General features: G+C 53.2%; 22 protein-coding genes. 11 read left to right on the top strand and 11 right to left on the bottom strand.

Annotation, left to right across the window (positions count from 1 at the left end; all coding sequences use genetic code 11):
• Positions 1 to 26 precede the first annotated feature (26 nt).
• From BMY01_RS05120 to coaBC, 3 genes are read right to left on the bottom strand one after another with little or no spacing between them, the layout of a single operon-like run.
• The gene (locus BMY01_RS05120) at positions 27 to 458 is read right to left on the bottom strand and encodes a DUF192 domain-containing protein (protein WP_074744926.1); all 432 of its coding nucleotides are present in this window, start codon (positions 456 to 458) and stop codon (positions 27 to 29) included.
• The gene (gene dut, locus BMY01_RS05115) at positions 458 to 907 is read right to left on the bottom strand and encodes a dUTP diphosphatase (protein WP_074744924.1); all 450 of its coding nucleotides are present in this window, start codon (positions 905 to 907) and stop codon (positions 458 to 460) included. The genes BMY01_RS05120 and dut overlap by 1 nt, the downstream gene beginning before the upstream one ends.
• Complete coding sequence (gene coaBC, locus BMY01_RS05110) at positions 904 to 2,085, bottom strand: bifunctional phosphopantothenoylcysteine decarboxylase/phosphopantothenate--cysteine ligase CoaBC (protein ID WP_254772611.1); 1,182 nt, start codon at positions 2,083 to 2,085, stop codon at positions 904 to 906. Before coaBC ends, dut begins: the two co-directional genes overlap by 4 nt.
• 192 nt (positions 2,086 to 2,277) lie before the next feature.
• Between coaBC and radC the strand changes: the two genes are divergently transcribed.
• The 3 genes from radC (at position 2,278) to rpmG (ending at position 3,499) form a co-directional block, all read left to right on the top strand.
• Entirely contained in the window at positions 2,278 to 2,952 is a 675-nt protein-coding gene (gene radC / locus BMY01_RS05105) for a RadC family protein (protein ID WP_074744920.1), read from the top strand.
• A gap of 63 nt (positions 2,953 to 3,015) precedes the next feature.
• Positions 3,016 to 3,252, top strand: coding sequence for a 50S ribosomal protein L28 (rpmB, locus tag BMY01_RS05100; RefSeq protein ID WP_074744918.1), 237 nt, complete (start codon positions 3,016 to 3,018; stop codon positions 3,250 to 3,252).
• A 91-nt stretch (positions 3,253 to 3,343) separates the two neighbouring features.
• The gene (rpmG, locus tag BMY01_RS05095; protein WP_074744916.1) at positions 3,344 to 3,499 is read left to right on the top strand and encodes a 50S ribosomal protein L33; all 156 of its coding nucleotides are present in this window, start codon (positions 3,344 to 3,346) and stop codon (positions 3,497 to 3,499) included.
• A gap of 147 nt (positions 3,500 to 3,646) precedes the next feature.
• Here the strand turns inward: rpmG and BMY01_RS05090 are convergent, their stop codons facing one another.
• From BMY01_RS05090 to BMY01_RS05075, 4 genes are all read right to left on the bottom strand, one after another.
• Positions 3,647 to 4,816, bottom strand: a complete 1,170-nt coding sequence (locus BMY01_RS05090) for a DesA family fatty acid desaturase (protein ID WP_074744914.1) — start codon at positions 4,814 to 4,816, stop codon at positions 3,647 to 3,649.
• A gap of 222 nt (positions 4,817 to 5,038) precedes the next feature.
• Entirely contained in the window at positions 5,039 to 5,626 is a 588-nt protein-coding gene (locus BMY01_RS05085) for a cysteine hydrolase family protein (RefSeq protein WP_074744912.1), read from the bottom strand.
• Between the two features lie 15 nt (positions 5,627 to 5,641).
• Positions 5,642 to 6,109, bottom strand: coding sequence for a DUF2269 family protein (locus tag BMY01_RS05080; protein WP_081353738.1), 468 nt, complete (start codon positions 6,107 to 6,109; stop codon positions 5,642 to 5,644).
• A gap of 16 nt (positions 6,110 to 6,125) precedes the next feature.
• Positions 6,126 to 7,460, bottom strand: coding sequence for an NAD(P)H-binding protein (locus BMY01_RS05075; protein WP_074744909.1), 1,335 nt, complete (start codon positions 7,458 to 7,460; stop codon positions 6,126 to 6,128).
• A gap of 97 nt (positions 7,461 to 7,557) precedes the next feature.
• Here BMY01_RS05075 and BMY01_RS05070 point away from each other — a divergent pair, with 97 nt between their 5' ends.
• The 8 genes from BMY01_RS05070 to BMY01_RS05035 all read left to right on the top strand — a co-directional run bounded on the left by BMY01_RS05070 (position 7,558) and on the right by BMY01_RS05035 (position 17,683).
• Entirely contained in the window at positions 7,558 to 8,133 is a 576-nt protein-coding gene (locus tag BMY01_RS05070; RefSeq protein WP_074744907.1) for a hypothetical protein, read from the top strand.
• A gap of 225 nt (positions 8,134 to 8,358) precedes the next feature.
• Complete coding sequence (locus BMY01_RS05065) at positions 8,359 to 8,892, top strand: DUF421 domain-containing protein (protein ID WP_074744905.1); 534 nt, start codon at positions 8,359 to 8,361, stop codon at positions 8,890 to 8,892.
• Between the two features lie 12 nt (positions 8,893 to 8,904).
• Positions 8,905 to 9,717 (top strand): inositol monophosphatase family protein, encoded by an 813-nt coding sequence (locus BMY01_RS05060; RefSeq protein ID WP_074744903.1) that lies wholly within the window; start codon positions 8,905 to 8,907, stop codon positions 9,715 to 9,717.
• A gap of 107 nt (positions 9,718 to 9,824) precedes the next feature.
• Positions 9,825 to 10,271: a hypothetical protein gene (locus BMY01_RS05055; protein ID WP_074744901.1), complete on the top strand. Its 447-nt coding sequence runs from the start codon at positions 9,825 to 9,827 to the stop codon at positions 10,269 to 10,271.
• 101 nt (positions 10,272 to 10,372) lie between these two features.
• Positions 10,373 to 11,533: a zinc-dependent alcohol dehydrogenase gene (locus BMY01_RS05050; RefSeq protein ID WP_074744899.1), complete on the top strand. Its 1,161-nt coding sequence runs from the start codon at positions 10,373 to 10,375 to the stop codon at positions 11,531 to 11,533.
• A 293-nt stretch (positions 11,534 to 11,826) separates the two neighbouring features.
• Positions 11,827 to 15,708: an NAD(P)-binding protein gene (locus BMY01_RS05045; protein WP_074744897.1), complete on the top strand. Its 3,882-nt coding sequence runs from the start codon at positions 11,827 to 11,829 to the stop codon at positions 15,706 to 15,708.
• Between the two features lie 6 nt (positions 15,709 to 15,714).
• A complete protein-coding gene (locus BMY01_RS05040) occupies positions 15,715 to 16,518 on the top strand; it encodes an amidohydrolase family protein (RefSeq protein WP_074744895.1) in 804 nt (267 codons plus the stop codon).
• Between the two features lies 1 nt (position 16,519).
• The gene (locus BMY01_RS05035; RefSeq protein WP_074744893.1) at positions 16,520 to 17,683 is read left to right on the top strand and encodes a glycosyltransferase family 4 protein; all 1,164 of its coding nucleotides are present in this window, start codon (positions 16,520 to 16,522) and stop codon (positions 17,681 to 17,683) included.
• Here BMY01_RS05035 and BMY01_RS05030 read toward each other — a convergent pair.
• The 4 genes from BMY01_RS05030 to BMY01_RS05015 form a co-directional block, all read right to left on the bottom strand.
• On the bottom strand, positions 17,662 to 18,618 hold the full coding sequence (locus tag BMY01_RS05030) for a YihY/virulence factor BrkB family protein (protein WP_074744891.1): 957 nt from the start codon (positions 18,616 to 18,618) through the stop codon (positions 17,662 to 17,664). The genes BMY01_RS05035 and BMY01_RS05030 overlap by 22 nt on opposite strands.
• Positions 18,619 to 18,823: 205 nt before the next feature.
• Positions 18,824 to 20,446, bottom strand: a complete 1,623-nt coding sequence (locus BMY01_RS05025; RefSeq protein WP_254772610.1) for a hypothetical protein — start codon at positions 20,444 to 20,446, stop codon at positions 18,824 to 18,826.
• A 179-nt stretch (positions 20,447 to 20,625) separates the two neighbouring features.
• Entirely contained in the window at positions 20,626 to 20,925 is a 300-nt protein-coding gene (locus tag BMY01_RS05020) for a hypothetical protein (protein WP_074744889.1), read from the bottom strand.
• A gap of 47 nt (positions 20,926 to 20,972) precedes the next feature.
• Positions 20,973 to 22,460, bottom strand: a complete 1,488-nt coding sequence (locus BMY01_RS05015; RefSeq protein WP_074744887.1) for a DVUA0089 family protein — start codon at positions 22,458 to 22,460, stop codon at positions 20,973 to 20,975.

The following is a 22,460-nucleotide window of genomic DNA, read 5'->3' as shown; positions in this document are numbered from 1 at the left end:
AGAGATTTGTTCAGCGGTTCCTTAGATCATTCCGCCGCCGGCACTTTTTCGAGACCGTCGATTCGTTGGCCCGGCTTGATGTTTCTTGCGGCAAACCAGCCGAGATTCATCTCGAGCGCATATTTTGCCGCGCCGGCTGAGCTATGCGCTGTGCTCGTGCGAGGCATCATGTCGGCGATATTAAGAATAACCCCTTTTTCATCCAGGAAAGCAACACTCAAGGGAATATCCGTGTTCATCATCCACATGCTGTAGTGTTCAGGGTGAGAAAACACGAACAGCATTCCGGCGTTTTCAGCCAGGGATTGGCGAAACATCAATCCCTGGATCCGGGCAGGTTCCGTATGCGCCACTTCAACCGAAAAAGTGTGCCGGGATATGCTGAGCTGACGTACCGGCATTTCTGCCTTGCCTGGCGCCGATAAAAGAAAAACGAGAATAAAGGCGAAGATGCGCATCAGTGCTTCCCGGTACTGCCAAAACCATTCGCTCCTCGCTCGCTTTGCTCGAAGTCGTCCACCACGTTAAAACCAACCTGTACGACGGGTACCACTACGAGTTGCGCAATGCGCTCCATCGGGTTCAACAGGAAAGGTGCTTGCCCCCGATTCCAGCATGATACGAATATCTGCCCCTGGTAATCCGAGTCGATCAACCCAACCAGATTTCCCATCACGATACCGTACTTGTGGCCGAGGCCGGAGCGAGGGAGTACCAGTGCGGCGAGTCCGGGGTCAGACAGATGGATTGCGATTCCGGTGGGGATAAGGTGGGCTTCTCCAGGCTGAATCGTCATCACATGCTCGATGCAGGCGCGCAAGTCGAGGCCGGCGGAGCCGGAGGTCGCGTAGGTGGGCAACTGGTCTTTAAGGCGCGAATCGAGAATTTTTATATCTATTTTTTTCATGAATTAAAATTCCGCCATTTTTCATAAAGCAATGCTGCATGAGCGATGAGGTGGCGCGCCTGTTCGATTTTCGACGATTTTGGCAAGGAATGCTTGCCGGAATCATCGAAGAGCGTCAACGCAACTTCCTCCGCACCTATCGCCTCTTGGGCGAGATTGGCAGCAAGAAGTGGAAGTTTTTTCCGATGGCGCTTGGCTTCGGCATTCTCTTCCAGATTTTGAGTCTCCGCAGCAAAACCAATACAAAATGGCGGATCGGGCAGATTTGCCACGTATTCAAGAATATCAGGATTGGGAATAAGCTCCAGGATGATATTCCTGTCGTTCTTTTTCGTTTTGTGTTCGCTGGCACTTTTGGGACGATAGTCAGCCACGGCAGCGACGCTTATAAAAAAATCGACATGTGGAACTTCGCTTTTTACGGCTACCAGCATATCCTGCGCGCTTGTCACCTTGATGAGGCGGGCGCTCGGTGGCGCTTCCAGGCAAACCGGGCCGGATACGAGGATTACTTCCGCTCCTGCCTCGGCTGCGGCACGCGCCACCGCATACCCCATTTTGCCGGAACTTGAATTGGTTATCCCTCGAACTGCATCGATTGCTTCGAAGGTAGGTCCGGCAGTGATGAGTACGCGCCTGGTCTGCAGCAGTTTGGGTTGAAAAAAAGCGTGTACGGCTTCCGCGAGTTCATGCGCTTCGAGCATGCGTCCCATGCCGGTTTCGCCACACGCCTGCGCGCCGCTGGCAGGACCCAGCACTGTCACACCATCCCTGCGCAACGTGTCGAGATTGCGACGGGTGGCGGAATTTTCCCACATCTGCCGATTCATTGCGGGAGCAATCAGCAAGGGGCACGCACGCGCAAGGCATAATGTGGAGAGCAGGTCATCCGCAAGGCCATGGGCAACCTTGGCAATAAAGTCAGCACTGGCAGGCGCAATGACAACGGCATCGATGTTGCGTGAAAGGTCGATATGAGCCATGTTGTTGGCTACGCTGGCATCCCACAGCTCGGTAAATACGGGCTTACCGGTCAAGGCCTGTAGCGTTGCCGTACCGACAAAACGACAGGCTGACGCCGTCATGACTGCCTGCACCTCCACGCCACCGCTTATCAAAAGGCGCGCCAGTTCTGCCGCCTTGTATGCCGCAACTCCCCCCGTGAGTCCCAAAAGCACACGCCTTGCCTCAGACGTCCTGCCAGTCGTCTCCAACCGAATTACTCCCCAAAAAAGAGGAGTCTAACTCAATACTCCCAAAACGCGCACCGCTTTACGGAGCGATATATTCTTCAACTACAGTTTTTTCACAAACTGACGTTTAAGCAAAGGAATCTCTGAATAATTCCTCGCTACATTGCTACATTTACTATGCCGATTTCAGACTGGCCCGAAGCCGAGCGCCCGCGGGAAAAACTCCTGAAGAACGGGCCCGCATACCTTTCCGATGCGGAGCTGCTGGCGATATTCCTGCGTACGGGCATCGCCGGCAAGAGCGCTGTGGATCTGGCAAGAGAACTGCTCAAACGTTTCAAGGGTTTGACCGGGCTCTTTGCCACAGACCAAAGCGCATTCTGCGAGGTGCCAGGAATGGGTCCGGCGAAGTTCGCGCAGTTGCAGGCAGTGCTGGAAATGGCGCGCCGCGCGCTGGAAGAAGAATTGAAAAGCAGCGATGCGATGGATTCACCGGGACCTGTCCGGGCCTTTTTGCGCCTGAGCCTCGAAGGGAAGGAGCACGAGGTCTTCGTGAGCATCTTTCTTGATGCACGGAATCGGGTCATTGCAACTGAAGAACTGTTCCGCGGCACCCTTACACAGACCAGCGTTTACCCGCGTGAAGTAGTGAAACGGGCGCTTCATCATAATGCCGCGGCTGTGATTTTTGCACATAATCATCCTTCGGGGGCGGCTGAGCCAAGCCACGCAGATGAGGTTCTCACACAATCCCTGAAGCAGGCACTTCTGCTCATCGGTGTGAGAGTACTGGATCATTTTATTGTTGGAAGGGGCGCGACCCTATCGTTTGCCGAACAGGGATTGATTTGATTTGAGGAAATCCCGAAAATCGGGATATAATATTCGTTTTTCCGCTTTCGGACAGGATCAATCATGGCACGAGTATGTGAAGTTACCGGGAAGAAGCCCATGACCGGCCACCACGTTTCCCACGCGAACAATAAAACAAAGCGGCGTTTTTTGCCCAATCTGCAACGCCGCCGCTTCTGGGTTGAGAGTGAGCGTCGCTGGATTAGTCTGCGCGTGTCCAATGAAGCGCTCCGTACAATTGACAAGAATGGCATCGATGCAGTACTGGCTGAAATGCGCGCACGCCGCGACAGCATCTAAGAGTTTAAAGCGTAAAGCGCAGTCAGTCGGCAACTTGGCCGTATCGATAAGGTAACGAAAAGGTAATCTAAGTAAGGATAAGGACATTACCATGAGAGAAAAAATAAAGCTCGAATCCTCCGCGGGAACGGGCCATTTCTACACCACAACCAAGAACAAGCGCACCACTCCGGAAAAAATCGAAATTACCAAATTCGATCCGGTTGCGCGCAAGCACGTCAAGTACAAGGAAATCAAGCTCAAATAGATTTCTTCACCGGGATCAGGAAAGCCGTGGAATAAGTATTGTAAAAATATAAGCTCAGAAAATATGGACTCAAAAACAGGAAACCCGCCAAATGGCGGGTTTCCTGTTTTTGAGTCCTATGTAATTTTTCTTAAACTTAAGAAATTCTTAAGCGTAGCAGCGCAGCCTGCGGGAGAAATTTTGCAGTACCTCGATGCCGCTTTCCTCGGCACGGTGACACCAGTCTTCCAGCTGTTTGACCAATTCATCCTTGGATGAAGTGGAGCGTTGCCATACCGTCATCAATTCCTCACGCATTTTGTAAACTTTATCCAGCGTGCTTGTCTTGCTCAGCACCAGATTGAGCTTTGCCCGCTCGTCTTCCTGCAGGGTCTTGGAGTCCGCAAGCACCCAACGCTTGAGTGTGGAACGATCAACGCCAAGATTTGTCGCCGCTTCTTTCAGATGATCAACTTCCTTTGCCAGCGTCTGCTTGAGAGACTGGGCGTATTTTGCCAGTACTTCGTAGCGATGGGAAATGACAGCTTGCAGCGTATCTGCATCGCATTCTGTCTTTGCGGCATCGAGGCGCAGTTTCGGTGCCACCTTCTTCACCTGCGCCAGCCCCATCCACTGGAGAATGCAAATATACATCCAGCCGATGTCGAATTCATACCACTTGTTGGATAACCGCGCGGAAGTGGCATAAGCGTGGTGATTATTGTGCAACTCCTCTCCGCCAATGAGAATTCCCCAGGGAACGATATTGGTGCTGGCGTCTTCGGCCTGGAAATTACGGTAGCCCCAGTAATGCCCTATCCCGTTGATCACGCCCGCAGCCATGATGGGTGCCCATGCCATCTGGATGGCCCAGATGGTAAGGCCGATCGGCCCGAACAGGATGACATCGATGATCAGCATCAGGGCCACACCCCTACGGCTGTGCTTGTCATAGACATTCCGCTCCAGCCAGTCATCCGGCGTACCATGGCCGTATCTTTCCATGGTTTCCATGTTTTTGGCTTCTGCGCGATAGAGCTCCGATCCCTCCCTCAGCACTTTCGCGATCCCGACTATTTGGGGACTGTGGGGATCATCGACCGTTTCACACTTGGCGTGATGCTTCCGGTGTATGGCGGTCCACTCCTTGGTGACCATCCCGGTCGTGAGCCATAGCCAGAAGCGGAAAAAATGACTCGGCAAGGGATGAAGATCCAGTGAACGATGAGCTTGATGACGATGCAGAAAGATTGTGATACTGGCTATGGTTATGTGAGTAAGGCCGAGGGTAACGGCGATATAACCCCACCATGGCAAGTCTATAAGACCGAGAGTCATTGTTTGCGACCTTTAGATTTAGAGTAAGTACGGGGAGAAGCGGTAATTGCCAGAAAGAAGGGATACGGAAATTTATAGCTAAATGAACGGTTAGTCAAGAAATTATGTGCTTTCCGGAGGCTCGAAGGAGCCCGAAAAAACGGGGACGGGAAGCACCGGATTGCAGCGACGCGGAAGAGCGTGGACGGCAAGAAATGGGTTCTTCCCGGAGACAATACCGGCTTATTTATCGCCCAGTAATTGTTCCAGATCGACACGGACTGATTCCGCCGTGTTAGCCTTTAACGTTCGTCGCATCTGGCCCAGAGCGTCAGCATGTCGGCTTTTGTTTATCGCTGCACAGCAGTCGGAAGGAATGTGGATCTCAAAGCCGCGCAAATATGCATCGTTGGCGGTAAACAGCACGCAGGAATCCGTGGTAAGGCCGCAAAGGATGAGCTTTTTCGCATGCAAACTCTGGAGCAGAAGATCCAGGGGCGTCTGGAAAAAGCCCGAATGCCTTGGCTTGAGAACAAAATAATCGTCCTGCTGAGGAACAAGCTCACGGGCAAGCGACGCGCCGCAGATACCGTCTTTTACACAACATGACACGAGATGTTTGAAGTCGGACTGCCATTGTCCAAAGTTGTCGTTCACGTACAGACAGGGAATGCCGAGTTTCTTGGCCTCGGTTTTAAGGGACGAAATGTTTCGCGCCATCGGCGCGGCATATTCAATGAGCTGTTGTCCACTCTCGAATTCCAGATCATTGATGACATCGATTAAAAGAAGCGCAACGGAGCATTCATGAAGCACGCAGCTATCGTTCATCGCTCAGAACCACCGTCATATCGGTTTGGCCACCATCAGATAAAACACAATAACCAGTGCAATAAACGCGGGAATACCCAACCCGATCCAGAACCGGAAGTACTGCCAGTACAAGGGCGGCAACTCGTCCTTTCTGTTGCTCGCATCGGCAGCGAGCTGGTGCATCCGTATCTGGAGCCACACAACCGGAAGCCAGCAAGCTCCCGCGATCAGGTATAAAACTGTCGACCACATTACCCACCTGCTGGTCACGGGAATTTCTGCCAGGTAGACGAGATAAAAACCTGTAAGCGGCTGGATGACGATGGTCGTCGCCGTGAATATCCAGTCAGCGGTAACGACATTTCTGGTAACCGCAGCAGCAATGGCGGAGTCACGCGTCAAGCTCGCCGAAAACATATAAAAGGCTGTCCCTATGCCCGTACCGAACAGCAATGTCGATGAAAGGATGTGCAGCCACTTTACAACGATGTACTCGTTCACTGCTCCTCCAACTCGATCATCGTTTCTCCAACTCATACAGCAACAGGATGACTGCAAGGATGGGCAGATTTTTTATCAACGGACCGAAGGGATGCAGCCAGAACTCAGGGAGAAAAAGAGTGATGGCAACCATATAGACGCCAATCAGGGTGACCTGAGCTATCCAGAGTAACCGACGGTCACGGAGAAAAAGGGTTCCGAACCCAAAAGCAATATCCATTGCTGCGGCACCGTAAAGTGCTATTGGGGCAAGGCCGCCAGTAATTCCCACGCGGGCAAGCAAAACATAGCTCTCTTCTACCGGATAAATCCCCATCGAAACCGCACCTGCCACAAACCACACTGCTGCCAATGAAACACGCAGCACGATCTGCAACCAGCCAAGGAGCGCCGACAGGCGGAGGGCCTGCACCTCCCACTTTGAGGCAAATTCCCGTACAGGCCGGGGATTGCGACCGAGCAGCGCGCACGTTATGGCTGGGTCGGCGATATTCCCCCGCTGAAGCATCTGCCACGTTTCCAGGTCCAGCAAACCCTTCCCGAGCCGCTGGCCCAAGCGCGCGCTGAACTCGACAAATCCGACAGGGACCGGCAAAAACGTAGCAGGACCCAATCCCATCAGATGCCGCAACTCACCCAGATAGTCTCGAAAAGTGATTGGTTCCGGCCCCACCAGAGGGATACGTTGTCCAAGATATCGATCGGTTTCGAGAAGCTCCACCACCGCTTGCGTCAGGTCGTCAATATGAATCGGTTGTATCCGTTGATCTCCTGCTCCGGGCAGCGGGATAACCGGGAGGCTCGCAATGAGGTTGAACAATTGCGCGCTTGTCCCACCCGGCCCGTATACGAGCGATGGCTGTACGACCATGCTCCTGTTGCTCTTGTTCCCCTTGTTCGGAGGGGCAAGCAATGCATCATCTGCGGCTTTCTTGCTCAGGTGATACCGGCTGCGCGCATTTTCGTCCGCACCGAGCGCGGATATCTGCACGACCTTCACATTTGCTGCTTCGCAAGCCGCAAATAGCGCCCTTGGGGCACGGTCATGCAGTGCCTGGAATGTTTGCCTTCCGTGCTCCCGCAATATTCCAACCGCATTTATCACCACATCGATGCCGGCAAGGCGTTTTTTCCAGACCTCCATATCGAAATCGCGCGTAAAATCTGCCGCGATATAAGTGAGCCGAGTTCCCTTCAAATCCTGAGTTCCCTTCAAATCCTTTATATTACTTATATCCTCCGGTTGGCCGCGCCGGGTGGCACATACGATTCTGTGTCCCGCAGCAGACAATGCCATAACCAGATGGCTGCCGATAAAGCCCGAAGCGCCGGTAATCAAGATGGTTGACATATCGTGTACACTGGAATTAAAACCCGCACAGACAGATCAACCGAATTTTCGTGCGGGATACATATCTTTAAGATCGAAATAAAGTATAGTTTCAGCCATGATGCACCCTGAAAAAACATGGAGCGGCGCAATTCGCAACAGCCTCGTTTCCGGTGCCGTAGCGAGCGTTGTGTCGACCATTGCGCTTTCGATCCTGGGCAAGGTTGAACTGGATAAGTTTGCCGCCCCTGTCAACGGGCCCAGTCAATGGATATGGGGAAGACATGCGCCCTATCAGGACCACTTCAGCCTTCGATACACTCTTATCGGCTACGCGATACACCACGCCGCGTCTGTATTCTGGGCAATCTGGTATGAAAAGCTTCGTCAGCAATTGCCTCCTGCCGAAAGCACTGCAGCAGTACTTGCTCCGGCTATCGCAACAGCCGCCGCCGCTTATGCCGTCGATTTTCACTTTACGCCTAAACAACTCACCCCCCGGCTTACGCCCGGGTTTGAGCATCGACTCTCCCAGCCTTCCCTGCTAATCGTCTATGCAACCTTCGCACTCGGGTTGGCCGGTACTGCCCTCCTCGCACGGAAGCATCCTCCCCGAAGGTATACCGCAAACAGGGTCGCACCGCCAATAGATTCTGCCCGAAGAAAGTCAGGCATCGCATTCAGGAAACCCTGAATGCGATTCCGGGGCAGCAGCGTTTCACGCCCTACTGTTGCCACTCTACCTCAATGGCAGAGGCTCGGAATGTGCGTTATCGCACTGAGGTGGCTGAAGCAACCCCCTATAGTCACTACAGGTTTCCTCTCTGTCCTGTCGCGATCGGAGTACGGCATGGACCCGTCTCCCTGCCATATTTCTCAGCTCTACCCACAACAAAAGTTCCCTGATCAAAGTAAAGGCATGATTGATTGGTCTCGTCTTTTTGGTTTTTCCGTAAATCCCGCCGAAATAATCCTGCGAGGAACAGTCATCTACTGGTTCATCTTTTTGCTGTTCAGGCTGGTACTTCGCCGTGATGTAGGTGCTATCGCCATTGCGGATGTGATGCTGCTTGTGCTGATAGCCGATGCAGCCAGCAACGGCATGTCCGGAGATTACGATTCCATCACGGATGGTTGTCTTCTTATTGCCACCCTTGCGGGCTGGAATTATCTGCTGGACTTGTTGAGCTTCCATTTCCTGGCTATCAGGCGTCTGGTTCAGCCACCCCCACTGGCTCTGATAGAAAACGGCAAAATGCTCCGTAAAGCCATGCGCAAGGAACTGATTACTACCGAAGAATTAAAATCCAGATTGCGGGAACAGGGCATCGAGGATTTGAGCGAGGTAAAAATCGCGCATCTTGAAGAAGACGGGGAAATCAGCGTGTTGCGGCACGATGGCAGGGAGCTGGAGAAATCGTCGGGCAAGTCAAAGAGTAAAAAGACTATTTAGTAGGAAAGCCTGATGGATGAAGAGGAAGCGTTAGAGTTTGCCCAACACCTGGCTGATGTGTCCCGGTCCATCGCGCTACGATATTTCCGTACTTCACTGGATATCTGCTGGAAGGAAGACTCTAGTCCCGTGACGATTGCGGATTGCAAGATCGAAAGCACGCTGCATCGTGTAATACGTGATCGATATCCGGACCATGGCATTATCGGGGAAGAATATGGCTGCACTCCCGGGGAACGCTATAGCTGGATCCTGGACCCGATTGATGGGACGAAGAGCTTTACAATGGGAAACCCGCTGTTCGGGACACTCATTGGACTACTGGATGACGGCCAACCTATCGCCGGACTGGTCGATCTTCCCGCAATGGGAGAGCGATGGGGTGGAATGGGCAAAAGGACAACATTCACGGACGGGATCAGCAATGGCCAGGCGAATGTCAGTGGCTGTCGCTCCATTGACGCAGCCCGGCTTTATATCGCAGCCCCGCGAGAAGCCGATTCTGATTCTGATGAGAAATATGCAGGGATCGAGACATTGTACCGCGTCGCCGCCATCACTCGTCCTGTTTGCGACTGCTATGCATATGGCTTACTCGCTTCCGGCTATTGTGACCTGGTAGTCGAGGACAATCTGGAGCCTTGCGACTATTTGCCACTTGTGCCGATAATTAACGGCGCGGGCGGACAGATTACAGACTGGACAGGAAAACCCCTCACCTTGAATTCGAATGGACGAGTCATTGCCGCTTCCACTGAACGCCTGCTAAACGCGGCAATAGAGGTGCTTCACAGCTCGCTCTCGGCAGATTCAATCACCCGGTAGTTCTCTCGTGCTGTTAGTGCGATTCCGCACTGAAAATCATATCTTCCCCAAATAGAATCCTGTTTTCGATCGGTCGTTTATTTTCTAAAACCATTATGAGAGCAGCCATGAAGCCTTCAAAATTTGCGGCTCAATCCTTGCTTCTGGCGGGCACGGTTTTCCTTGCGCCAGTGGCAATTCATGCGCAGACTGCGCCGGGGCCGGGAGGTTCCATCGTAGGGCAACCCCCTAGCCAGGGCGGCTACCCCCAAGGAGGCGGCTACCCCCAAGGGGGCGACTACACCCAGGGGGGCCGCTACATTATCGGGCAGCCCCCTCCCCCACCTACTATGCCGCCGAAACCCTCGATGAGGCAAAACGATTCCACGCCGCCACCGCTCGCCCCCGGACAGGTCGGTCCGGTTCAGTCCGGTCCTCCACCGAGCGGCTTGATGAGCGGACGCGACCCGATGAAGGAAAGACTCAATCGCGCAAATCGGGAAGGGGCGGACCTGGATCGAAACGGAATAATAAGTCCGGAAGAAGCTAGCAGGATACCGCAAAGTTCCCCTTAGCCGAAATAGCGAGGTAAATCTGACTCGAGGATTAGCGTCCTCGAGCCAACGCTGTCTCGCACGTCCGGTACACCGCCACTCGCCCTTCAAAGGAGAAGCCAATGCACGCAGTCACTTATCATGGAAGCTACGACGTTCGCGTGGATACCGTACCCGACCCGATACTTCAGGAACCGGACGATATTGTTCTAAAAATTACCGCTACTGCGATCTGTGGCTCGGACTTGCACCTGTATCGGGGCAAAATGCCCGAACTCAAGAATGGCGACATACTCGGTCATGAGTTTATGGGAACAGTCGTCGATGCGGGCTCGGGGGTTACAGCGTTGCAAAAAGGCGACCGGGTGGTGGTCCCTTTCGTCATCGCCTGCGGACAATGCTTCTTCTGCGAGAGGCAATTGTATGCCGCTTGTGAAACGACCAACCCGGATCGTGGCGCAATCGTGAATAAAAAAAACGTGCGTTCAGGCGCAGCGTTTTTTGGCTATACGCATCTGTATGGGGGGGTGCCGGGCGGCCAGGCTGAATATGTACGAGTGCCGAAGGCAAACGTGGGCCCCATCAAGATCCCCGAAACGCTTCCGGATGAGAAAGTCCTGTTTCTGAGTGATATTTTGCCTACCGGTTACCAGGCTGTACTGAATGCAGAGATAGGCCCAGGTTCCAGCGTTGTGATTTTTGGCGCCGGCCCGGTGGGATTGATGTCGGCGGCTTGCGCGCGGCTTCTTGGAGCAGAAATGATTTTCATGGTCGACCATCATCCGTATCGACTCGAATTCGCCCGCCAAACGTATGACATACTTCCCATCAATTTTGATGAAGTCGATCCTGCCGAGGTCATTGTCGAAAAAACTTCTTACAGAGGTGTCGATGCGGCCATCGATGCAATAGGATTCGAAGCCAAAGGCAGCGCACTCGAGACTGTCATGACCAACCTGAAACTGGAAGGCAGTAGCGGCGTAGCCTTGCGCCAATGCATCGCAGCAGTAAGGCGCGGTGGCACGATCAGCGTGCCAGGAGTGTATGCGGGTTTTATCCATGCCTTCCTTTTCGGTGATGCTTTCGAGAAAGGCCTTACCTTCAGAATGGGGCAAACTCATGTCCAGCGCTTCCTTCCCGAACTGCTGGAACATATCGAATCCGGAAAGCTGCAACCGAATGTCATCATCAGTCACCGGATGTCCCTTGCTGAAGCAGCTACCGCATATAAAATCTTCGAAAAAAAGGAAGACGACTGCCGCAAGGTTGTCCTGACGCCCTAACACCCCCACACACGTCGAAGAATCCCCAAGCTCCCGTCTTGAGCTTTCGTCTTCCATTCGTCGAGCCCTTCCTGTCCGTTTGCCCTGAGTAGTCGCAAGTGGTAGATGATCTCACAATAGAACCGAAGATGTTGTACGAGTAGCGCACGAACTGTTCGTTATCGCACAGTAGCTTGCCCTAAAAACCCCGATCATAGCGACAATCACCTGTGCTGGCCGAGTAACAAGAATGCGAAAAGCATCATTATCGGTTCGCGCTGCCTCCCGACAGTTTGCTCCAGACCCATTGTTCGATGAACGCTATCAATAACAAAATATTCCTTTCTTTCTGGCAGGCAGGCTATGAAGGTTCGGACCACATCAATGGTGAGGGGGTACCTTTATCCATGAATCACGCCACGCAGCATGCTGATCTGGCATATCACGATTATTCGCTACTACGGGATTTCGGAATCGGAACGGTCCGTGAAAGCGTGGGTTGGCGGTCAGTGGAAAAAGAGGGACGCTTCGATTTTTCGTCTGTCGAATTACGTGCGCATGCGGCTCGAGACCTTGGCTTACAGGTCATATGGACGTTATGTCATTACGGTTGGCCAGATGAGATCGATCCCTGTTCGGCTGATTTCATTGATCGGTTTTCGCTGTTTTGTTCTCGGACGGTGGAATATCTTGAATCATTTTCGACCAACGACGTTGTTTCCATTTACACGCCGATCAACGAAATCTCCTTCACCAGCTGGGTATCTGCGCGAAATCGCTTCATGTGCGCCAATCCCCATGGTGACGACGGAGCGGAGTTAAAGCGGCAGTTGGTGCGAGCAACGCTGAAAGGTTGCGAGGAAATCTGGAAAATCAATTCTTCCGCTCGCATTCTTCATTGCGACCCGCTGATACACGTCGTTGCCCCTGATGACCGGCCTGATCTCGAGGATCACGCAAAGATGTACAGGCAATCCCAATTCGAAGCCTGGGACATGCTCTGCGGACGCATAGAGCCTGAGCTAGGGGGCGCGCCCCACTTTCTGGATCTGGTCGGGGTCAACTACTACCACAGCAACCAATGGGAATCTAGCGGCGACAAATGGGAGGCAAGCCTCCCTCTCTTCTGGCACCTCGATCACCCCCGCCGGGTTCCATTGTATGACCTTCTAAACGAGGTTTATCACCGCTATCACCGCCCCCTTCTAATCTCGGAAACCAGCCATGTCGGAAGCGGCAGGGGTGCGTGGATCAAGGAAGTGGCGCAGCACGCGGTAATAGCTCAACAGTCTGGGGTGGATCTGCATGGAATCTGTCTGTACCCCATCGTGGATCGGCCAGATTGGGATAACCCGGAACATTGGCATAAAAGCGGCCTATGGGAAGTAAATATCGAGGGGGAAAAAGAAGAAACACGATACCAGCGGGTTTTATCGCAGATATATGCCGCTGGCTTAAGAGATGCTCAACGACTGACTCATAATCTTTTTTCACATTGCCTTTCAATTCAAACCCCACCCAACACTCCAGGAGTCCCAATGACGACAATTATTGTTTTTTCCCATCTGCGCTGGGACTTTGTATATCAACGCCCCCAACATCTTCTCTCCCGGCTTGCTGAAAACTACAAAATTGTTTTCATTGAAGAGCCGATTCTGCACCAGCACGACAGCTTCCTCGAATACTCTCAACCCTTGCCGAACATTACCGTAGTCAAGCCTCACACTCCGGTCGCCGCATCGGGTTTTCATGACGAACAACTGCCGCATCTGATCAAATTGATGAGGCAATTCATTGTTCTGGAAGAAGAACACATTGCCTGGTTTTATACTCCAATGGCGTTGCCGTTGCTGCGGGAACTGCAACCCTCCCTGGTTATTTATGATTGCATGGACGAACTGGCTTCTTTCAAGAATCCGCCCAAGCAAATGCTTCAACGGGAAAATGCGTTGCTGAGAACTGCGGACCTCGTTTTTACCGGCGGACCAAGTCTCTACCGGGCAAAGAGGTCGCGCCACCCGAACGTACACTGCTTTCCCAGCAGTGTAGATATCGTACATTTTGAACAAGCAAGAGATCGCAGCAATCGCCATCCGGCTCACGAGAACATACCCGGCCCCCGGCTCGGCTATTATGGCGTGATAGACGAGCGGATTGACCTGGAACTCATCGATCGTCTGGCGGAGGCGCACCCGCAGTGGCAGATCGTCCTGGTTGGGCCCGTCGCGAAGATCAGCCGAAGCGCATTGCCGCGGCGGCATAACATCCACTACCTAGGTCAGCAGCCCTATAAGGCCCTTCCACATTTTCTGGCTGGCTGGAACGTATGTTTGCTGCCTTTTGCACTGAACGAATCCACACGCTTCATCAGCCCGACCAAGACGCTGGAGTACATGGCTGCCGAATTGCCCATAGTCAGCACACCCGTTGCCGATGTAGTGGAACTGTATGGGGAAGTCGTGTCGATTGCAGATACCCCGCAGGCTTTCATACGGGCCTGCGAGAACGCGTTGCTGACCACGCCCGAAGATAATACGCAAACGATTATGAGAATGCGAAAATTGGTATCGGCAACCTCGTGGAATACAACTGCTGAAAAAATGCATGAGCTCATGCAGACTGCCGCCTTGCAAACCGAAGGATCAACGAGGGGCGTACGCCGGTTCACGGAACCTGAGTCCCTCATCCATCAGAACATCGAGCCTGCCCCTGTCGAAAACAGAAAGTGTGTCATTATCGGAGCGGGGCCGACCGGATTGAGTGCCGCTTATCACCTTGACGAAGAAACGCTGCTGCTGGACAAGAATTCGATTGTCGGCGGGTGGTGCCGCTCGATTGAAGACAAAGGTTTCACCTTTGATCATGCCGGTCACATCATGTTTTCAAACGACCCCTATGTTCATCAGCTCTACAAGATTCTGCTTGGCGATAACGTTCATTGGCAAAACCGTGAAGCCTGGGTTTACAGCAAAGGTGTTCATACTCGCTATCCATTTCAGGGGGCCCTCTATGGGCTGCCGGCGGATGTCATCAAGGAATGCATTGTCGGAGCGATGGAAGCGCGTTATGGCGCGTTAAAGACTCCACAAGCAAAATCAATGGAAGGAACTTGCCAGGGTACAGATGGCGCCGCTGCCGCCGTGTCCGACTGCTGCGCGGATGGGACCGGGAGTATTGCGCCGGAGTCGGGCAAAGTACGGTCCACCGAAGGCGTGGTTGAAAGAAGCAAAGTGGAAAACTTCGAAAATTTCATCTACCGGGTGTGGGGGCCAGGCATCGCCAAACATTTTGCAATACCATACAACAGGAAGCTTTGGACAGTTCCACTGACGGAAATGGAGACTTCCTGGCTTGGGGGCCGCGTACCCCTGCCTGATCTGGAGGAAATCATAGAAGGCGCCCTGCGGCCTGTTGCCAAACCGATGGGTCCCAATGCGCGCTTTGGTTACCCTCTTCGGGGGGGATTTCAGGCAATGATGTCTGGCTTTGTTCCCCACATCAAAGGCACCATTGAGGTCAACGCAGATGTTGCCCGCATTTCACCGGACCAACACTTGGTTACACTGGCGGATGGAAGGCGCTACCGGTACCAGCACCTAGTCAGCACCATGCCGCTACCCGAGCTGATCCGCAGGATGGGCGACGAAGCACCTCCGTCAATCAAAAAAGCGGCAGCTGCGTTGCGCCACGTTTCGGTGCGCTGCGTCAACCTGGGTATTGGGAGGGAAAACATTTCAGACAAGCACTGGATCTATTATCCGGAAGACACCATCTTCCATCGGGTTTTTCTCCAGGGAAATGCAAGCCCTGCCTGCAATCCTCCGGGCGGATTTGGGCTCACCTGCGAGATATCCTACTCGCCGGCCAAACCTCTCCCACTCGACGGCCAGGAGTTAATCGACCGATGCGTGGAAGACTGCATCAAGGTGGGTTTGTTTACGCAGGACGATCAATTGATTACGGCCAATCTGGTCGATATGCCATATGCCTATGTGGTATATGACCATGCGAGAAAGCAGAGCGTTGAAACCATCCGGCAATGGCTTTCGGAGCGCGATATTATCCTGGCCGGACGCTACAGCGAGTGGGAATATTACAACTCCGATCATGCTTTCCTGGCAGGAAAAAAGGCAGCGGAAGCCATCAGTCAACTCATTGACGGCGAAGAACGTATTGCCGACAAAACCGCAGTGTGATCAAGCATGATAATAGACGCTCATATTCATTGTTCAGGAGACGAAAAAGTAGATGACGTTCTACAGGCATTGGATCAGGCGCAAGTGGACAAGGCTGTTGTGCTTGCGCCGTTTTTGAGCGGCACGTATTCGATGCACGACAGTGCGTCGTTAAGATCGGCCAACCAGTATCTTTCCCGGTTGATAGGCCATCACACCGATCGGCTGATCGGGTTTGCGGTAATCAACCCTTCGTTAGAGGGTGCGTGCCAGGATCTTGTCAGTGCGCATGAACTGGGACTCCATGGACTCAAAATGGTGCCAGCCGGATGGTACCCTTATGACGAATGTGCACGGGATGTTTATGAAACAGCAGACCGCCTCAAAATTCCAATTCTGTTCCACAGCGGTATTTTCATCGATGGAAAATCGGGGCGTTTCTGCCGCCCCAGCTTTTACGAAGCGATACGCGATTATCCTGACTTGCGCGTTACCCTTGCTCACCTCGGGTGGCCATGGTCCGATGAGGCAAATGCGGTAGGTCTCATAGACCTCATCAACGGAGTGCCGCCCGATGACAGCCAGTTTCGCTTCGACATTTCCTTTGGGGCGCCCCCTGTTTACCGCCTTGAAGTTCTCAGAAAAGCAATCGACGTCCTCACACCCGATTTATTGCAATTCGGTAGCGATGTGTTCTTGCCCTGTAGCGCAGATTTGATAAAAAGCCGAATTGATGATGTGTTGACGCTGCTGGAACGTCTCGAAGTGGACAAGTCCAGTCGCGACCGGATCATGGGAGGGACAGCCGCAGCCTGGTTGGGGATAAACTGACGTGAAAATCATTTCAACCGCCGAACGACCTATCAATCTTCTTGAGATCATAGGGGCCTCCATCGTCGGTGGAATGGAAACTTACGTCTTGAGGTTGCTCGAGCGGCTCCCGCAAGACTCTTTTCGTGTCACCTGCCTCTGTGTGGCGGAAGGCAAACTCACATCCCAATTACGCAACATCGGTTGCAGCGTTCACATCACCCCCATCACCGATGAGCCCGACTGGCAAGCTGTCCTGCTGGGCTCCAGCCTAATCCGGACTGATGCGATCGACGTCATTCATGCACACCTTCCAAATGCACATTCGCTTGCAGGTATTCTGAGCAGGTTGACCGACACGCCGGCTGTGTCCACTATTCACGGACGCTACCTGAGCATGCGCGATTTTGAAGTGCACAAGCTCATGAATACTCATATCAACGTGGTTGCAAAAACCGCCTACTTTCATGCTTTGACCCTGGGCGTACCGAGCACAAAACTACGTTTTATTCCGAATGGAATCGACACAAAGGTCTTCCAACCAGCCCCCAAGTCCAATTACCTTCATTCCTTGATCAAGATCTCGCCAGAAACGCCTCTCGTAGGCTTCATCGGACGCCTCTCGCCAGAAAAGGGACCGGAAGTGTTTGTTCAGGTGGCGCGGATAGCACAAAGGAAATTGAAGAATTGCCATTTCGTACTGGTAGGCGAAGGACCGATGCGGCGGGAACTCCAGAATGAAATCGACGAGTATGGCCTGACGGGTCACATCCATATAGTCGGGTTGCAGAGAGACATCACAAAAATCTATCCCTGCCTTGATCTCGTCGTGTCGACTTCGTATTCCGAAGCCATGCCCCTCGTGATCGTGGAAGCGATGGCATCAGGCCTCCCGGTGGTGGCTACCAATGTCGGGGGCGTGGTCGATATTGTCGAGGTAGGTGGGACCGGATTGCTGAAAGGCCCCGGAGATACGGAAGGACTGGCGAATGATGTCCTCACTCTGATGACGAACAATTCGACCCGTATTCAGATGGGAGCAGCAGCCCGAAAACGGGCCGAAGAAAAATTCGACCTGAGTGATATCGTCGCTCAAACCGCGCAATTATTGCGGTCTCTTACCCAAGGCGGTATCAAAGGAAGCGATGCAGATACGACAAAAAGCTATCGAAAAGCGCGTTCCTGATGGTTCTCCGGGAGAGAGCTTTCCATTGCTCCAACCTTGCCTGCCTCTGATGGGATAGTAGAGGTGGTTTTGGACGGAATCTCCTGGTTTTTTCGCGATCCCCGAGCATGGGAATATACCCAGGTAAACTCGGCACCCAGTAAAAAAATCTGGGCCGAGTAGTAAACCCATACCAACACGACAACCAGCGACCCTGCTGCACCGAATCCGGAACTGATCGCGCTTTTTCCAATGTAGAGCCCGATCAGAGTTTTGCCAATGGTAAAAAGTAACGCGGTAACAATTGCTCCCGCCCACACGTCCTTCCACTGGATTTTCACCTTCGGCATAAATTTATAAAGCATCGCGAAAACAGCGGTGGTAAAAACAAAGCTGAATATGAAATTCAAGCTCGTTACCAGAATTTCAAGCCCTGAGAAAAATCCGCCCCACCACTTTCCCAATGCGGATACAGCGGCATTGAAAACAAGGGATACCATCATTAGGAAGCCTATTCCCAGTATTATTCCAAACGACAGCAATCTGGTCCTGATGAGTTCCCATATCCCGCCGTTCTTGTCTTTGCCGGGTGCGCGCCAGATACGGTCGAATGCGTTCTGCAGCTCACCAAATACAGTGGTTGCACCAATCAGGAGCAAAACTGTTCCGACCACGGCGCCTGCTGCGCCCTTTTCCGGCTCGCTGACACTTGCCAGCAAGCCTTCCACTGCAGCTGCCCCTTGATCACCCATCAAGTCGCGTAATTGTCCAAAGATTTCGCCACGCACTGCTTCTTCGCCGAAAACAAGTCCCGCAGTTGAAATAACGATCAGCAAAAGCGGAGCGATCGAAAACAGGGTATAGTAGGCCAACGCCGCGCCCATGCTCGGCGCATAGTCATCCACCCACGACGAAAAAGAAGCTTTGACGAGATTCCATACCTCCCTGATATTCATGCTGTCCTCCTCTCTTCCCCCTTCCTTCCCTTTCTGTCCTCTGCGCTCCTGTTCAGGGGGGCGTTAAGACAGAAATGCGAGTCGGAAAGCGGGAATTCATCCATAGAGCCGAAATAACACCATGAATTACAATAGGTGAAACGATTCAATTGGTATGTACGCCATTGCACAGATCGGGAGAAACAGGCTTGGACTCGACTGCCCACTACTCTGCCAGCTTTTTGCCCGTGTAGATCTGGTAAACAGGATTGGGTGAATCAAACACTCGGTCGAAGTGTTCGATGATGTAGCGGTAAATAAGAGGATGGGTATTACGAAAGCGTAATTCCTCCCGTCCATCAAGGGGCAGATCGTATATCAGAACAAAGCCCGGGCTGGCCGCTGCAATGCGCTTGATTTCCTCTTGCTGAAAATCCTCATTTCGGGGAAAAAGAGCATATATCCCCCACATCGGAGACTTGGTATTCAGCAGTGGATAGGCGCCTGGCCAGAATGGAGTCACGACGAAGCTTCCGCCATCTGGCGCATATTCCTTGGCCAATTTCCTGAGCAAACGAACATCGCTTTCCACCTCCGGCGAAACCATGAGGTGGTTACCCGAAATTTCAATGGCCTTGCATTGGCTGGCATGACATTGCCAACCCGGATGAAAAGCATGCATCACCCACAAACTCATGGTGCATAAAGCCACTGCGAAAGGCCATTTGATTTTCGCAGGCTGCGCGGCCAGCAGTACGAGGCAGCCGATCAATAACGGAAAGATGCTCTGCGCAAGGTGCCCGACATCGGCACGGGAATATGCATAATGCGCATAGGGTAACCCGAGGAACACCGACGCGACCAGCACGGGTGACACAGCTTTGTTATAAAATTTTTGGAAAAGGATCCATGCAATTCCGACCAGGCTGAAGCTCAGTATTCCGATGAAGAGTACGCCGATCAGCACGCCGCGAATTGCTTCCTCGCTCGGTATCGAGTCCAAGGATACTTTCCACGGCCACGGAACAGGCAGAGGAAGATTGGTCGCCTTCACTTCAAACAGAAAGCGGATGCTTTCCCAGAATGCGCTAGCGAAACCAGGCACAAGCAGCATCATCGCAAGCAGCGGCGTGAAGCCAGCCACCACTCCTGCTGCCCAGAGCAATAATCCCTCCCCGAACCCGGGCTGATCCTTTCGACTGTCGGGTTTGATCGCTAACCAACCCATCACTCCGGCGCTGCCCACCGCTCCATACACGCCGTGATTGCGGCCAAAAATAGCCACCAGACCGATGCACAGACCGCACACGAAGTAGCGTAGCCTCGCCGGATGTTGAACCAGAAAACTCAAGACGCCAACGAGAAGAATGGACAGGGAAATATCGAACAGCTTATGGCGCGGATACATCCACACCATGAGAGTGATTGCCGAAAGCAACAGATAGAGAAAACCCGGGAACTTGAAGCGCAGGGGGCTTTTTTGTGCAATCAGCAGCAGACCCGTGAACAAACCTATGGCCTGGAACACCGCCACCGCGCCACGCAAAGCCATGATGCCACTGTCGCCCCACAAGCTCATCAGGGCTGCCGACCAATAATAACGGCCAGGATCGTAGGATACAAAATCGCGCAGAGGCACCTCCCCCAGCAATACCCGCTGAGCCCCGTACCATAGGTAACCTTCATCCCACAGATTGAATCCCTTGTGCCCCTGCCACAGAAAGGACGCAAGCACGGCGAAAGCAGTCAGCACGAATACGGGCAATATTTGATGTATCAGCGGGAGATTTTTTATCGGGAGAGTTTTCTGGAGTTTGCCTGGCATCGCTGTGTGGGTGAGGCGAAGCATGGCATCATACATCAGACAGCATAGAGGCAGGCGGAATGACGCCTGACTGGGCGGGAAGCAATTTTGTAAACGGTTCAGAAAGCGGATGAAGGCTGCTGACAGGTGCTTTGAATATCTGAAATAAATCGGGCTGCCTCAAATCAGGCACGAGAAGACAGCCCCTGAAAACAATTTCCACCTCATTCGCTCATCTGTCCCCGGCACCTGATTTTCCAGACAAGGCGTGAAAACGACGCTTCGCCCAGGCGGTTGATGGTCGGAACCGACTCTTCCGAAATCAGTGAATAGGGGGAATGACATACCTTTTGCGCTTCGGTATCCATCCACCCCGCAAGTCGCTCTTTTGATGGCTGACTGCCATCATATAAATTTGTGATGGTATAAACGCCTGGACTGTCACCGTTTCCGCCGGGTGTGGGTGCGATTATCGAGCCGCAGCCGCCAAGAAGAGGAACGATGAGCGCCAGAACGCCTTTCACCCGAAGTCGCCGTCAGGAAATCGAAAGAATCCCGGCCGCGTTTTCTCTCATGTTCTGACGGAAACGCTATACGCTCCCGTACCGGTCGGGCTGTAGTGCCTGACCTGAACATAATAGACACCGGCCCCCAGGTTTTGCACGATCCGCGAATTGGTTCCCGGACCGCTGTCGTCATCCTGGGCAATGACAGTGGTCTGACTGTCGGGGCCGAATAACGTGAGGAAGCAATCAGTGCTACCCGCGGTTTCCATGGTATGCGATCCAGCCGTTCCGACAGTAAAGGTGTACAGGTCCCTCTCGTTGGCGGAGAGTGTTCCCTGCACTGCCGGGCCATTTATCTGAATGGTCTGAATACCCGGCTGCGGCCCTCCTGACCCTCGCACTGAAATACGGTAGCTTCCAGTGGATGAGCCGCTATAGTGCCTTATGCGAACATAATATGTTCCCGGCGCCAGGTCTCGTGCAATGCGCGAATTCCGCCCGGCGCCGCTGTCGTCATCCTCGGCAATGAGTGCGTTGGCATCATTCGGACCATACAAGGCTGCCACCACATCGGTGGAACCCTCGGTTTCGATGACATAACTCCCCTGGGTTGAGGCAACGAAGCTGTATGCGTCCACTTCTCCCGCCTGGCCTATGGAAGCGGCAAACGGAGCCGCATCAACGGTCAGGGGTACGATCTGCGGAGGCTCTTCTTCCTCGTCATCGTAGGTGTAGCCAAGCGCATGGTGATCAAGAACATCCCGGGGCGTAGGCGGCGAAGCTTCGTTGTTCCATGGCGGCATCGGGTCATCCAGTCCATGGCCGTTCACCACGCCCGCTGTGCCGCTCGGTGGACGATAATTCTGCCCCGGATTTTCCCGCTGCCATACTGCCCACAACCGATCGATATTGCAATGATGCAGCCAGAACACCGGATCGTTGGGGGATGACATTGCCATCATCGAGCCGCCTACCCACATATGGCCGGGATTGTGGATAATCCCCTCGAGATGGTTTCGAAAACTCGTGTTCATGCTGCTGTTACGATTCCAGGGCGCTGAATCATAGGGCACGATATTGATGGCGTTATTCACTCCCTGCTGGGTGGGTAGCGCCCCCATGGCGCCGAAGGCACGGGTGAGAAAATTATCTGTGTCACCGGGGTCCAGAACAGTAAGCGTCCACTCTCCTGTAGAAAAGGCGAACGGACCCGTCATCACACGTCCGCCAGGGCCCGTTCCATTTCCACCCATGAAATTCGCATTCCAGATGGAGGCGTTCGTCGTGCGGTCAACTGTCCAGTCCCAATACGGAATGGAAACACTGGGATCGATCTGCTGAAGGGCACGCTCGAACCGGCGGAGATACTCCCTGTGCCAAGGCAGAAAGGCAGGGCCGCCGTGTGCCGGATCGTTCACACCGGCAAGAAAGGCGGTACGGTGCTGAGCCACAAATACATCATAGGAGCCATTTGCCTTGAGTGCTTTTACCGCCGCAACAAAGGCCGCCTTCTCCGCGGCTGTCAATGTGGATTGATTCTTTCGGGTTCCCAT

The organism is Nitrosospira multiformis (genome assembly GCF_900110185.1).
Lineage (GTDB): Bacteria > Pseudomonadota > Gammaproteobacteria > Burkholderiales > Nitrosomonadaceae > Nitrosospira > Nitrosospira multiformis_A.
This window is presented reverse-complemented; position numbering and strand designations above follow the sequence as displayed.

Excerpts from the sequence above, each read along its gene's own strand:
- BMY01_RS05025 (WP_254772610.1), bottom strand. The coding sequence starts at position 20,446 with ATGCTTCGCCTCACCCACACAGCGATGCCAGGCAAACTCCAGAAAACT.
- BMY01_RS05015 (WP_074744887.1), bottom strand. The coding sequence starts at position 22,460 with ATGGGAACCCGAAAGAATCAATCCACATTGACAGCCGCGGAGAAGGCG.
- rpmG (WP_074744916.1), top strand. The coding sequence starts at position 3,344 with ATGAGAGAAAAAATAAAGCTCGAATCCTCCGCGGGAACGGGCCATTTC.
- BMY01_RS05075 (WP_074744909.1), bottom strand. The coding sequence starts at position 7,460 with ATGTCAACCATCTTGATTACCGGCGCTTCGGGCTTTATCGGCAGCCAT.
- dut (WP_074744924.1), bottom strand. The coding sequence starts at position 907 with ATGAAAAAAATAGATATAAAAATTCTCGATTCGCGCCTTAAAGACCAG.
- BMY01_RS05045 (WP_074744897.1), top strand. The coding sequence starts at position 11,827 with ATGAACGCTATCAATAACAAAATATTCCTTTCTTTCTGGCAGGCAGGC.
- BMY01_RS05070 (WP_074744907.1), top strand. The coding sequence starts at position 7,558 with ATGATGCACCCTGAAAAAACATGGAGCGGCGCAATTCGCAACAGCCTC.
- BMY01_RS05090 (WP_074744914.1), bottom strand. The coding sequence starts at position 4,816 with ATGACTCTCGGTCTTATAGACTTGCCATGGTGGGGTTATATCGCCGTT.
- BMY01_RS05030 (WP_074744891.1), bottom strand. The coding sequence starts at position 18,618 with ATGAATATCAGGGAGGTATGGAATCTCGTCAAAGCTTCTTTTTCGTCG.
- BMY01_RS05085 (WP_074744912.1), bottom strand. The coding sequence starts at position 5,626 with ATGAACGATAGCTGCGTGCTTCATGAATGCTCCGTTGCGCTTCTTTTA.
- rpmB (WP_074744918.1), top strand. The coding sequence starts at position 3,016 with ATGGCACGAGTATGTGAAGTTACCGGGAAGAAGCCCATGACCGGCCAC.
- BMY01_RS05055 (WP_074744901.1), top strand. The coding sequence starts at position 9,825 with ATGAAGCCTTCAAAATTTGCGGCTCAATCCTTGCTTCTGGCGGGCACG.
- BMY01_RS05050 (WP_074744899.1), top strand. The coding sequence starts at position 10,373 with ATGCACGCAGTCACTTATCATGGAAGCTACGACGTTCGCGTGGATACC.
- BMY01_RS05060 (WP_074744903.1), top strand. The coding sequence starts at position 8,905 with ATGGATGAAGAGGAAGCGTTAGAGTTTGCCCAACACCTGGCTGATGTG.
- BMY01_RS05065 (WP_074744905.1), top strand. The coding sequence starts at position 8,359 with ATGATTGATTGGTCTCGTCTTTTTGGTTTTTCCGTAAATCCCGCCGAA.
- BMY01_RS05040 (WP_074744895.1), top strand. The coding sequence starts at position 15,715 with ATGATAATAGACGCTCATATTCATTGTTCAGGAGACGAAAAAGTAGAT.
- BMY01_RS05120 (WP_074744926.1), bottom strand. The coding sequence starts at position 458 with ATGCGCATCTTCGCCTTTATTCTCGTTTTTCTTTTATCGGCGCCAGGC.
- radC (WP_074744920.1), top strand. The coding sequence starts at position 2,278 with ATGCCGATTTCAGACTGGCCCGAAGCCGAGCGCCCGCGGGAAAAACTC.